This is a genomic window from Paenibacillus sp. DCT19, assembly GCF_003268635.1.
Taxonomy (GTDB): Bacteria; Bacillota; Bacilli; order Paenibacillales; family Paenibacillaceae; genus Paenibacillus.
On sequence record NZ_CP029639.1, the window covers coordinates 3,560,872 to 3,573,991 of the forward strand.

At 43.4% G+C, this 13,120-nt stretch carries 10 protein-coding genes and 1 pseudogene; 2 read left to right on the forward strand and 9 right to left on the reverse strand.

From position 1 onward, the window contains the following. Positions 1 to 19: 19 nt before the first annotated feature. Together DMB88_RS16275 and DMB88_RS16280 are read left to right on the forward strand one after the other, a co-directional pair. Positions 20 to 1,405 carry a PTS transporter subunit EIIC gene (locus DMB88_RS16275; RefSeq protein ID WP_128102205.1) on the forward strand — a complete coding sequence of 462 codons (1,386 nt, stop codon included), beginning with the start codon at positions 20 to 22 and terminating at the stop codon, positions 1,403 to 1,405. A gap of 64 nt (positions 1,406 to 1,469) precedes the next feature. After that, positions 1,470 to 1,915: pseudogene (locus DMB88_RS16280) on the forward strand (PTS glucose transporter subunit IIA). A gap of 268 nt (positions 1,916 to 2,183) precedes the next feature. On the opposite strand, the gene DMB88_RS16285 reads toward DMB88_RS16280, so the two are convergent. The 9 genes from DMB88_RS16285 to DMB88_RS16325 form a co-directional block, all read right to left on the reverse strand. Next, positions 2,184 to 2,516, reverse strand: coding sequence for a hypothetical protein (locus tag DMB88_RS16285; RefSeq protein ID WP_128102206.1), 333 nt, complete (start codon positions 2,514 to 2,516; stop codon positions 2,184 to 2,186). Between the two features lie 498 nt (positions 2,517 to 3,014). Beyond that, a complete protein-coding gene (locus tag DMB88_RS16290) occupies positions 3,015 to 3,560 on the reverse strand; it encodes a sugar O-acetyltransferase (RefSeq protein ID WP_128102207.1) in 546 nt (181 codons plus the stop codon). Between the two features lie 561 nt (positions 3,561 to 4,121). Beyond that, the gene (locus DMB88_RS16295) at positions 4,122 to 4,652 is read right to left on the reverse strand and encodes a hypothetical protein (protein ID WP_128102208.1); all 531 of its coding nucleotides are present in this window, start codon (positions 4,650 to 4,652) and stop codon (positions 4,122 to 4,124) included. Beyond that, the gene (locus DMB88_RS16300) at positions 4,649 to 5,146 is read right to left on the reverse strand and encodes an SGNH/GDSL hydrolase family protein (protein WP_128102209.1); all 498 of its coding nucleotides are present in this window, start codon (positions 5,144 to 5,146) and stop codon (positions 4,649 to 4,651) included. Before DMB88_RS16300 ends, DMB88_RS16295 begins: the two co-directional genes overlap by 4 nt. Continuing rightward, the gene (locus tag DMB88_RS16305) at positions 5,101 to 6,138 is read right to left on the reverse strand and encodes an SGNH/GDSL hydrolase family protein (protein ID WP_128102210.1); all 1,038 of its coding nucleotides are present in this window, start codon (positions 6,136 to 6,138) and stop codon (positions 5,101 to 5,103) included. Before DMB88_RS16305 ends, DMB88_RS16300 begins: the two co-directional genes overlap by 46 nt. 698 nt (positions 6,139 to 6,836) lie before the next feature. Beyond that, complete coding sequence (locus DMB88_RS16310; protein WP_254438205.1) at positions 6,837 to 8,402, reverse strand: extracellular solute-binding protein; 1,566 nt, start codon at positions 8,400 to 8,402, stop codon at positions 6,837 to 6,839. 57 nt (positions 8,403 to 8,459) lie between these two features. Further along, positions 8,460 to 9,338 carry a carbohydrate ABC transporter permease gene (locus DMB88_RS16315; protein ID WP_062834731.1) on the reverse strand — a complete coding sequence of 293 codons (879 nt, stop codon included), beginning with the start codon at positions 9,336 to 9,338 and terminating at the stop codon, positions 8,460 to 8,462. A 15-nt stretch (positions 9,339 to 9,353) separates the two neighbouring features. Beyond that, positions 9,354 to 10,268, reverse strand: a complete 915-nt coding sequence (locus tag DMB88_RS16320; protein WP_254438652.1) for an ABC transporter permease — start codon at positions 10,266 to 10,268, stop codon at positions 9,354 to 9,356. Positions 10,269 to 10,408: 140 nt separating this feature from the next. Continuing rightward, on the reverse strand, positions 10,409 to 12,727 hold the full coding sequence (locus DMB88_RS16325) for a glycoside hydrolase family 95 protein (RefSeq protein ID WP_128102212.1): 2,319 nt from the start codon (positions 12,725 to 12,727) through the stop codon (positions 10,409 to 10,411). Positions 12,728 to 13,120: the final 393 nt, after the last annotated feature.

The following is a 13,120-nucleotide window of genomic DNA, read 5'->3' on the forward strand; positions in this document are numbered from 1 at the left end:
TTCGAAAGAAGGAAATTATATGAACAACAAAGAAACGGCACAGCAAGTTATCAAACTGCTCGGTGGTCGAGAGAATATTACAACACATCTGCATTGTGTTACTAGATTGCGGTTCAACGTAAAAGATGATAGCAAAACAGTTATGGATGAGATCAAATCAGTTCCTGGTGTAATGGGTACTGCAGTTCAAAATGGACAGTATCAGGTAATTATTGGAACAAACGTTGAACAGGTATTTAACGAAGTAGACCATATCTTAAAATCTGAAAATCTTTCTGATCAAAATGCCGAGCCCCAAATTAGTAAGCCTCAAAAACGAAAAATATCTTTGAATGCCGTTTTAGATGTAATTTCTGGCATCTTCGCCCCTATCCTACCTGCACTTGTTGCAGGTGGGATTCTCAAAGGAATAATAGCTATTATTCTTAGTTTGGGATGGGTTAGCGAGAGCAGTTCAACGCTAGCTTTATTTAATCTAATCTCTGATATTCCATTTTACTTTCTCCCATTCTTGTTAGCGGTTTCATCCGCGAGAAAGTTTAAAGTAAATGACTACTTGGGAATCTGCATGGCTGGTGCACTATTATATCCAAGTTTTGTTGACGCACTAACCAATGAAGACATAACCTTCAGTTTATTCAACTTGACTATCCCTGTTTTCAACTATGCAAATTCTGTTTTTCCTGTAATCCTTGGCGTTGGTTTAATGGCACTTATCTATCGCGCGGTCGATAAATTTACCCCAAGTGTATTGAAAATGGTGGTAGTACCTTCGGTTACTCTAATTGTGGCCGTACCAATTGCGCTTTTTATTATTGCTCCTATTGGTGCTTATGGAGGTATTTATCTTGCTGACGGGATTGTCTGGCTTTTTGATACCTTTGGCATATTTGCTGGTTTCCTTTTAGGATTCCTCACACCTCTTATTGTTTTAACTGGTATGCATCAATCTACATCACCAATACAAATTCAAAACATATCATCATTGGGATACGATTATTTGTTACCGATTTCATTCGTTCATAATATGGCTGAATCTGGAGCTGCCCTTGGTGCAGCATTAAGGATGAAAGACAAGAAGGTCCGTTCGGCAGCCCTTTCAACGAGCTTCTCAGCGTTTCTAGGTATTTCTGAACCAGCAATGTATACGGTAAACTTTGTTCATAAGACCCCGTTTGTAAGCGCTATGGTCGCCTCTGGTATTGGTGGATCATTGACAGTAATTTTCGGAGTCAAGTGTTTTGCATTTGTTATGCCTGGTGTTACATCCTTACCAGTATACGCAGATCCAAAAGGCGGATTAATGAACTTATTCTTAATGGTTGTCTCGGTCTTAGCTACTTTTGTAATTGGGTTTATTATTTCCTATTTAACCGGATACAAAATAGGAAGAAAAGTACAGTAATAAGAATTAATTTTAGGAGGCATAACAATATGTTTGGCTTCAAAAAAAACTGAAATATATAGAAATCCCTTTACCTCTTAAGGGGATTATTGTCCCTCTGGAGCAAGTAGAGGATGAAGCCTTTTCAAGCGGCGTGATGGGATTAGGTGTAGCTATTCAACCTGAAATCGGCAAGGTTTTCTCTCCATTCAATGGCAAAATCGCTCATATAATTAATAAGAGTAAACACGCCCTTATTCTAGAAGATGAATACGGTGTACAAATTCTCGTTCATGTTGGGATAAATACGGTGTCTCTCAAAGGAGAGGGATTTACCACTCACGTTGAAACGGGGATTTGATTACAAAAGGACAATTGCTACTCGAGTTCGACATAGATGCCATTAAGGATGCCGGCTGTTCTGCTATTACACCAGTAATTGTTCCAAACGGTCAGGATAAGGTGAAGAATGTAAAAGTTATTCAGGGTATTTCGACAACAGAGACAATACTTCAAATTCAATTGAGCTAACTATTGTAAAAAATATGACGAAATTCAATATATATCATACTGAATAGTTTATAAAAAAACCAATGAGTCAGCAGTCTGTTAACTCATTGGTTTTCTTTATTATTGGTTACTTAGTATTCTTCAGGTATAGCTTTTGATAATCAAAATCGCTAACGTTCCCCTCATCAAATAAAAATACTAATTGCTGATTATACTAGAAATAGAACGAACTGGTCTATCATGCTTTGAAAAGAACTCATAAAACAGAAAGCTGAAACCTGACCATACATTATGCTGGCTCTTTTTCCTTCTGATTCAGTTCCTCCAGAATAACATGAATCAACTCTCTAGTAAGTTCAGCCTCAGGAACATCAACCAGTTCGCTTAAACGCTGGGCTTTCATTTCAAAGATACCGGGTGGTCTGGTAATCCATGGTGCATGCTTTTTAAGGATATCTGCCGACTCTTGATGATCGAGGATATCGATCAACCTGGAGTTTTCGGTGAACGTCAACGTTAATCCTAACGGATTCGGATATTTAAAATGATAAGAACCTGAGCCAACATGTACTCGAATTCCTTCCGTCGTCTCCTCATAGGAATGTATGTCGCTCTCTACCATTAACTCCGCACCTTCATACACGCTGGATAATTGTGCATGAGGTAAAAAAATTTCAGCAGTCGCATTAGAGGGATCTCCACGTTTATTTCAATCTCTTGATGCGTAAGCCGCCAGGATGATTCCTTGGCTCGGGACAAGAACTTGTACCGATAAAATAAAAAAGCCGCTAAAATAGCGACTTCAATGGGACTATGTTCTTGTCCCTCGACATGACGGAACGTCTTTTGAAACTAAAAAGCGACTTCAATGGGAATATGTTCTTATCCCTCGACATCTTATCCCTCGACATCTTGTCCCTCGACAGCTACAAGCGGATTCCTTTGTCTATCGCCTCAACATCTCTCCACTAATTTTTGATGTCCGTAAAGGTATACAAAAAAGGATCGTTAGCATTTCTGCAACGATCCCTATTGTCATCCGTTAGTTGTAAACCGCAGTTGATCATGTTGATTAAGCTAATATCTCCCGTTAGTTTAATCGAATCTGTAAAGCCCTTTATCATTCTGTAATTTGCTTGATCACCTTGGCTGGATTACCCGCGACTATCGTGTTTGCTGGCACATCTTTTGTTACAACTGAACCAGCAGCCACAATGGAATTATTACCTATTGAAACACCTGGAAGAACTGCACAGTGCCCTCCAATCCAAACATTATTTCCTATCGTTATAGGAATACTGTAACCAGATTTATTTCGGTCCTTGGGGTTGACATTATGACCTGCCGTGTAAATGCCGACATTAGGTGCGATCATGCAATCATCACCGATATGAACCTCCGCCATATCCAATATGGTGCAATTGTACCCGGCATAGAAGTTACGACCAACATGAATGTTATAACCCAAATCACAATGAAAATTATGATCAATGCTAAAACCTTCACATACGCTGCCAAATAGTTCTCGAATCAATCGTTCTTTCTCTTGTCCATCTTCCGGATCGCAGTCATTATAAGCCTTCACAAGCTTTTGGGCCCGTATGCTTTTCTCTCGTAGTTCAACCGTTCCTCGTTCATAATAGACCTTTTCTTTATCTTCTTTCATTTTTTCCTCCAGGCAACATGGTTTTACTAATTATATACTAGCCAGTACCTAAGTTGAAACTAACCTGCCCGTTAGCTTAATGAAACCGATAAAGAATTTTATCAATATTGGTACCATATTCTTAACCTTTTCAACAATGAACTAGTTCTTTGCCTTTGGTCGAAAAAACCTAGTTCCTGAAACAAAAAATCGTTATTCAAGTGAAGTCTTATATTCATATGCTTTTATCCCGCCACAATAGTTCCACTTAGAACTTTTTAGATAACTAGCTAATCCGAAATGACACAATGTTCTTGTCCTCATCTCGGGACAAGAACTTGGTTCCTTAAAACAAAAAAAACCGCTAAAATAGCGACTTTGGATGGAACAATGTTCTTGTCCCTCGACAAACAGCGAATATATTAGCATTATACCTCACCTCACCATAAATAAATAATTAGCCTTGGTTCCTGGGATTGTGAATCACCAACCAAATATAAAAAAAAGGATGGACCTCCCGAGGTATCATGCCCAGAAAGTCGCTCCTTTCTTGATTGTTGTATTTCAAATCCACCTTGTTTATTACTCGACCGGATGCACCGACTCGGCTTTCAACACTGACAGATCGTTCTCCACTTCAATCGGGTGATACAGCACCCACATATAATATAATGATTTGGCGGCTTTCTCCCGGGTTACCCATGCCTTGGGTTCAAGTTCATAACCGTTTCGCACTTGCCCTCGTTCGATGCCCTTCTCGGAGCGCAACAAGCCCAGCGTATATGCTTTCTTCACTTTATTGTATAGAACCGGATGAATGTCAACTGTGTCTTGGAGCTGTTCGAATGAAACTAGCGGATAATACATCAGTCCCCGTTGATCCGGAGCCAGATGAGGGTCATATTCGGGGAGCTCTGGAATGATGGCCTCTCCGTTATAATCTGTCATGTAAGCCGGGAGTGCGTCCATACTAAACTTAGCATCAAAAGCATCTTGCAACATACTGCCCATAAGCTCTCTGGACAGTGTCCCTTCCGCCAAGTTCTGCTTTATTTCATCTGGGTCGAGATTCAACAATCGGGACAAGGCGAGCCTAAATTCACCGACGCTCATGATCGCTTCTGGATGAAAAAAAGATTGTTCATCCAGTCCCAAGATGCCCAGCTGTACCAGCTTCTCGATCTGATTCCGGTAATACGCCCCCGGCCTGTCATCGTGTCGGCAGCCTTCTCTGGATAGATGGCTGACCAATCCTGCTCCCGGATCGCCGCTTGCACTTCTGGCTTCAACCATGAAGCCACTCGGGCTGCATCCAATTCACCCTGTTCGCCAAGCTGTACAAGACATGTGGCCACGATACGGGCAAAAGGCTTGGAGAGACTTTCTTTGAAATGTGTACCGTCGATCTTACATGCAGGATGACCATTCGCAAAGCTGCCATCATTCGTTTTGGCCGGCGTCTCCCCTGCCTCGATGGACATGAAGACCGCTGTAGTACCCTCGATCCCGATCTCATTATAATATCGCAAGCTCTCGCGGTTTAGATCAATCAGTGGCACATTCAACTCTTCTGCCAATTCACGCATAATGACTGGAAATTTTCGCACGCGGAAAGAATCCCTATAAACATGTCCGGGGGAGCCTCGCCATCCACCCTGGCCATCGGTGTTACCAGCATCGGGATCATCTGTCTTGACCGAATCGCAGGGATGTAAAACTCGCGAATATATGTGCGGTACATCTCCTCAGTCGCGCCTCTTCCGAAACGATGGTCTTCATCATGTGATTCGTCATTGTGGCCGAATTGGATTAGCACCACATCCCCTGCATACCCCGTAAGCAAAATATCGTTGAAGCGCCCTTCTGTATATGCGCTCTTGAAAGAGCGTCCACCCATGGCATAATTGATTACGCTCACTTGCCTCGAATCAAACAAATCATCGAACACCTGTCCCCAGCCGCTCATCGGGGCTTCCATGAAAATGTAGGATTTCACCGTGGAGTCCCCCAACGTAAACAACGTTGGCCGCTTGCTCTCAGATCGCAGATATACGGGTATAGGCGTCAATACTAGCTCGGCGATGCCAACAGGACTTTGTAATCGGCGGGGTTCGATTTCGATGTCGATATACTCGCGTCCGTTCACATAGTCGTAACTCCATACATTTTGTTCTTGGAACACCCTTGTCCGGTTGGGTACAAGCCTGGCAGCATCCCAGTAATCTACATTCAGCAGATCATCCGCATTCATACCTGAAATCGCGATCCTTGTATCCTCAAGACTAGAGGTAGTACGTACCTGCACCCGGTAGGCTCCCGGCCCGGCTTTCACCCTAAAACATAGGCCAAAATGATTAAAATCATTCTCTCCGGCTTCCTCCCGATTCACAAACCTGGCCTCGCTGATGGTGTATCCCTCCTGCGATGGAACGATCTGTTCAACATGAACCTCTCTTGGCGGCTGAGCGCATGTTTTGTCTACGAAACCGTATCCTTTGACGTCGTCATAACGCGGAATGCTGTCTTGCTCTTCTTGCACAATGGAACGATACTCGCCCTTTGGTGAAACTGCAAAGTTGAACTGAATGCTTTTGACCATCTACGATACCTCCTTACCGATTCATTCCATATTACATTGAAATAAACTAGCTTCATTCGGCATATACACTCGAGGTTTAAGCAAAAATGATTACTACATTTTCGAACAGGAGTCTCCGATTCGCCAAATTAGTAGCTCCACCCTGCTGGCATCACTTGAGGTAGAAGGTTTCTTAGCGGACAACAGCGGTACTGAATCTCCGTGATCATCCTCGGATACCATATGCGGTCCTATCCCACATACTGAGTTACAGTCACAATAGTTACTACATTAAACGTGCGCTGTAAATGAGAATTAATTATAACTCATTGCTGACCTATCAATTTCATCAATTTCAATCGGCAAGTGTAGATGTTGTTCCACATAATCAAAGAATTAACGAAACAACATAAGTATTTCCAGGATCGTAATTATAACCGACAGTGCTAGCTCAAATGGTTGACTGGACATGTGGTTTTAACGAAACATATCCTCAGTTACATAGTATAAATAACGCTTAAATTTAACATTGGCATTGCATCAAGCGCGTGAAACATCAACCGCATAAGCTACGTCATCTGTGTCGCTGTAATAAAATACACCAGCAAGATGAACAGGGTTATAATAATAAATACAAGAACTAAAGGGATTAAGAATCGTTTATTTAGTTCATTCTTTTTTTGATCCAATGTTATTTCCCTCGTCAGGCATTGACTACTCTATCTTTGTTGGTAACGATCATAAGCTACTTGATAGATTTCGATCGCTTTTTCAATATTCATTTTTTGAAGCGTATCCTTATATGTGTCGAAGTTCTCCAGCGGTTCGTTACCCATCACGAACTTTAACAGCATTTCTTTCATATAAGTATCCACTTCACTCATAATTCTGCTGATTTCCTGACTTTCACTTCCACTGAACAAGAGCGGTGGCAGCAGCAGTGTGCGATCCGCATTGAACCATCTTTCATTAGCCTCCTTGGCTTCCGGATGCTCCAATTCAAATGAAGCCCAGGCATCATAACTCATCACCTTAACCATCCCTGAAGTCGGATAGGCATAACGCGAAACAGCTACTCGCGCTTCATAATTCGGGTCGTTCCATATAGCATCGGTGAATTTTTTCTTTCCATTCTCTATAACATAGCTCTCCCCTTCCAGGCCCCAGTTCTGCAGGTCACTCCCTTCCTCACTAACCATGAAGTCGAGCAACTTCATCACCTTCTCTGGATCTTTGGCCTGTGAGCTGACAACTGCTCCTTCAAGAGGAACGTATTGCGCAAGTTGTTCCGCTGCACTGAACGATTGGCCTGCAGGTCCAACCGGAGGTGAGACACCTACCAGTTTAAAATCGGGAACAGCCGCTTCCATTTGGTTTTTGTACGTATTTATGCCGGAAATGGTCCCCCCGTAAGCGCCTACAATATTATTTGAAAATTTCGCTTCAAAGCCTTTCTTGTCGGTAGCTGCGAATTCACTATCAATCAGGCCTTCTTTGTACCACTTATTCATCATAGCAAGATAATCTTTGAATGCGGGTTCATAGGGACCATAGGTGATCTTACCCGTCTGTGGATTCATCTGAAAGGTAACGAGTAGACCATATGCGGTGCTGAATGATGTAATGCTGCCCATTCCATTTTGATCACCGAGCGGAATTTCGTCATTCTTATCGCCGTTTCCGTTCATGTCATTTTCTTTAAAAGCTTTTAATGCGGTATACCATTCATCAATGGTCTTTGGCATCGGGAGACCTACCTGATCCAGCCAATCCTGACGTATCATCGTTCCGGCCCATGCGTTGCGTCTAAGATCAAGATTGACCTGCGGAAATTTGGCTATTGTACCGTCATCCAGCATAACCTGCTTTTTGATTTCCGGATTCTCATCAAGCAGTTTCTTGTAGTTGGGGGCATATTGATCAATCAGATCATTCAGCGGTATCGCGACACCGTCTTCAATAAGCTTGGCTACGCCTCCAGGGTAGTTGCTCGGAACATATATAATGTCGGGATAGGTTCCTGATGCCAGCATAATATTGAACTGGGAAAGATTGCCCGTATCATTTTCCTGGAAATTAATCGTGATACCTGTCCGTTTCTGAATCTCTTTGTACGCTGCCACATCACCATAGCCCTTAAGTTCTGGGATTTTACTGCTGAATTTACCGTTCCAGAGAAAACTGACTGCTTCGATTTTTGGGTCAGTTGTACCTTCCTGATCACCCGTTTTGACATCTCCGCACCCTGCTATTAACGATGCAGCCATCAGGATGCTTAAAGACATTTTTCCTACCTTCGTAACCTTCATACTCATCCCCATTATTCAGCTAGTATAAGGTACTCAGCCCTTCAGGGCTCCTATCATGACACCTTTTGTGAAGTATTTCTGGATAAATGGATACAGCACCAGAATAGGCAACGTAGCCACGATTATGGTAGCGTACTTGACCACTTCTCCAAGGAATGGATCTCCTGTCGCAGTGGACAGGTTAGTTGTGTCCGTCGTGCTGTTCTCAATGAGAATCTCCCGAAGAACAAGCTGCAGCGGAAACAGCTCCCGATCCCGCAAATAAATCAGAGCCCCTGTCCATGAGTTCCAATGACCTACGCCGTAGAACAGTGCCATCACGGCAAGTACAGGAACCGATAGAGGTAAGATGATCTGGGCAAAAATCCGAAAATCGGATGCTCCATCAATCTTTGCCGCCTCTTCAAGCTCAACCGGGATAGCCTGAAATGAAGTTCTCATAATAATGAGGTTCCAGGTGGCGATCAATCCGGGAATGATAAGAGCCCAGCGCGTATCGAGCATACCCAGGTTTTTCACCAAAATATAGCCAGGAATGAGACCGCCGCTGAAAAACATGGTGAAGACAACCATCATCATCATATACTTTTTCCAATACATATCTCTTCGTGATAAAACGAAAGCAAACAGCGCCGTAAAAAACACGTTTAGTGTGGTTCCAACCACTACATAAAACAGGGTGTTCTTATAGCCGGAGATGATCATCGGGTTTTTGAGCACTAATTTGTAGGCTTCTGGATAGAACCCTTTAGGCCACAGGAGAAGGCCGCTGTGTTTGACCAATTCTGACGGCACACTGAGCGATGCAAAGATCACATAGAGAAAAGGATAGAGAGTGATGATCATCAGCCCTGTCAAAAACACAATGTTTAATGTGTCAAATATTTTATCGCCCAAGCTGCGTTTTATCATGCCAGGTATCCTCCTCTACCATAGACTCGTATCATTGATTTTCCTACTAATCCGGTTTGCCAGAATCAGAAGAATGAAGTTAATGACGGAATTAAACAAGCTGACAGCTGTGCTGTAGCTGTAATTCGCCTCCAGAAGTCCACGCCTGTATACAAAACTGGAGATGACATCTGCCGTTTCGTAGGTTTGAGGATTATACAACAGGATTACCTTCTCAAAACCGACATCCATGATGCCACCAATGCGCAAAATCAGCAGTATAACGATCGTTGGCATGATGCCCGGTAACGTTACATGCAGCATTTGCTTCCACCGGTTCGCGCCGTCCACTGTGGCTGCATCGTACAGCTGAGTATCAATGGCTGATAATGCAGCGAGATAAATAATGGATCCCCAGCCGATACCCTGCCATATTCCCGAACCTACAAATATGGTTCTAAAAAGGGATGGATCCAGCAATAAATTTTGTGCTTCAACACCAAACCAGCTCAATATGATGTTAAACAGTCCAGCTTTTCTTGAGAAGTCTACAATCATGCCACTAATTACAACAATAGACACGAAGTGTGGCAGATACGTGATCGTCTGTGTCAACCGTTTGAAAAAGGTATGCCTTACCTCATTTAACAGCAGAGCTAATATAATGGGCGCAGGAAAGGCAATGAGCAGCTCGTAAATGCTGATGATCAGCGTATTCCGCAGTAACCTCCAAAAGTAAAAGCTTTGGAAGAAATCTACAAAGTTCTGAAAACCGATCCACTCGCTTCCCAAAATGCCTTTGACCGGTGAATAATTTTTAAAGGCAATGGTAACGCCATACATCGGTATATAGCTAAAAATGATGTAATAGCTAATCCCGAACAGTCCCAGAAAGTAAACAATCTTATGCTTCTGGAAGTCCTTACCCAGCATATTAAAATATTCGCCCATGCCCCGATTCCCGAACTTTCTATTCTGTCTCATAGCCAATTTCACAGTCTCACCTCCTTATGGGTGGATGTATAATGTTGCACGCCGAATATATCACTGGAAGGAAAACGTTTACAATATTCAATAATTATATACAATTTTTATATTGCACCTGCAGAGGCCAATGAATATACGGTATTTGCGGCTGTAGTGAATTCGGTAATATTCCCCTTACGATCTGTAGCTACCGGCAGCCCGTCCGTGGTAGTTACATGAATAGGTTGCTGCGAGAACAAACGAATGCGTCCTCCAATCTCAGAGCGTACGGACGCTGTCTTCATTTGTTGGTCAGCCCATGTCATGTCAATGACGAATCCTCCTCTGGCCCGCAGGCCTGTCACACTACCCGCTGGCCATACAGCTGGAAGAGCCGGGAGAAACTGAATGTAATTTAAATGACTTTGCAGCAGCATTTCCGCAATGCCTGCAATACCACCGAAATTACCATCGATCTGAAACGGAGGATGGTTATCAAATAAATTGGGCAGGGTTGATTGCCGAAGAAGTTGTTGTGTATGCTCATAGGCCTGCTCTCCATTCAGCAGCCTTGCCCAGAAGTTAATGATCCAGGCTCTACTCCAGCCCGTATGCCCTCCCCCATTTTCCAACCGCCGAATCAGTGTCATTTTCGCACCTTCTGCCAGCTCAGGCGTCAGATCAGGACTGATGGTTGAACCGGGATGAAGTCCAAACAAATGGGAGATATGACGGTGGCCCGCATCTGTTTCGTCATAATCCACCAGCCATTCTTGCAGCTGTCCATGCTTGCCAATTTTCATAGGCGGTAATTGTTTGATCATTTTCTCCCATTGCTCCCGGAGATCTTGATCAACGTTCAACACAAGGCTCGCTTCCACGCATGCCCTGAATAATTCCTCAATAATTTGCGTGTCCATCGTGGGACCATAACATAATGTTCCTGCTTCCCCACTCGGTAACTTATAACGGTTCTCAGGTGAAACAGAAGGATTGGTGACCAGATAGCCTTCAGGACTTTGAACAAGAAAGTCCACAAAAAACAACGCCGCTTCCCTCATTGTGTCATATGCTCGTTCCAAGAAAACCTTATCCGGATAAAATTGATAGTGTTCCCATAGATGGAGCGTAAGCCATGCCCCGCCCATGACCCACTGAGTTGCTGCAGCATAAATATCCTGGGGAGCGGTGTCTGCCCAGAGATCCGTATTGTGGTGGGCAACGAAACCTCTGCAACCGTACATCATTTGTGCGGTCACTTTCCCGTTGACCTTCATCCGTTCGACCAGTTCAATTAACGGCTCATGGCATTCTGCCAGATTACACGTCTCAGCGGGCCAGTAATTCATCTGGGTATTGATATTAATTGTGTATTTGCTATCCCACGGCGGTGTCATGGAGTCATTCCATATCCCTTGCAAATTGGCCGGAAGAGCGCCAGGCCTGCTCGATGAAATAAGAAGATACCTTCCAAAGTGGAAGTATAGTGTATTTAACCCGGAATCTTCGGCTCCTTTTTTTACAAGCTCAAGCCGCTTCGAAGCAGGCAATAGATGATGATCATTTTCCGAAAGATCCGCAAGCTCCAGCTTGACCCGTTGAAAAAACTGTTGGTAATCAAGCACATGTTCATTCTTTAACTTTTCATACGTTTGGACAGCTGCTTGGTCAACCCATTCACAGGCTTGCCGTTCTGGTTTATCGTACCGGAAGCCGGAAGCCACGGACAGAAATAAGGTTACTTGGTTCGCCCCTTGTACTTTCAAATGCTCCCCAATCGCCTGAACAGTCCCCCCTGAGGCAACGGCTTTTACCACGGCCGTATATGACGCTTCGTTAACTCCTCCGCATGGATTGGACATTATGATAGTATCTTCACCTTTTCGATAAGACAGCTCCATATGCCGACCCTTTTTTCGTTCGAATCTCGCCATGAAGTTCAAACTTCCCGGACGATCCGCATCCAGCTGAATCACCATGACCTGCGCAGGGTAGCTGCAAAATACTTCTCTGCTGAACCTGACGCCTTCATGCACATATTCCGTACGAACAAACGCCTGCTCCAGATTCAGTTCTCTCCTGTAATCTGCGGAATCCACAGGGTCTACAGCATGATTCATGCGAATCATCAAGTCACCGGCTGTCATATAGTGCCTTTGGCTGCAAGGCGTACCGGAAAGAGCTGCTTCCGCGAGTTCATGAGCTGCACTTAATTTACCGTCGAACAAGAGCTGCCGTATATGAGGCAGATGTTCCTTGGCATCCAGGTTATTCCGATTTCTGGGTCCACCAGACCATATCGAATCCTCATTAAACTGGATTTGTTCCTGCTTGATGTTTCCAAAAACCATTCCACCTAACCTTCCGTTTCCGATGGGTAGTGCTTCCTCCCAGTTGCGAGCTGGAGTATCGTACCACATCAAGGATTCAGATCTTAATCTCATTCACTTCACCTCTTTATTTGTTATTTAGTAAAGGAAAAACTCGCGGAATCGAATTGAAGCAGGTTTCCCTGCCTAATCCGCTTAAACCTTTAATGCAAAACGACCTTATCATAGTCTTGAAAAGGCTTACAATGCACAAATTTTATGTGCTTTTTTTATAAGCAATTTATCTGAGATCCACTAAATATAACTTTTCAGCTCTATAATCAAACTAATTGGTTAAATCAAATCCTAAATATTCGCCAGCCAACCATCGCTGCCATTACCTTTCTTAATTAAAAAGGAAAAAAAGGTAGATGTATGGAATAGAATCATTTAAACTAATGCTAATCACCTTGCTTGTCACTAACATGCTCACGTGCTATACGAGCTTCGCCAGGGAAGTTTGCTAAG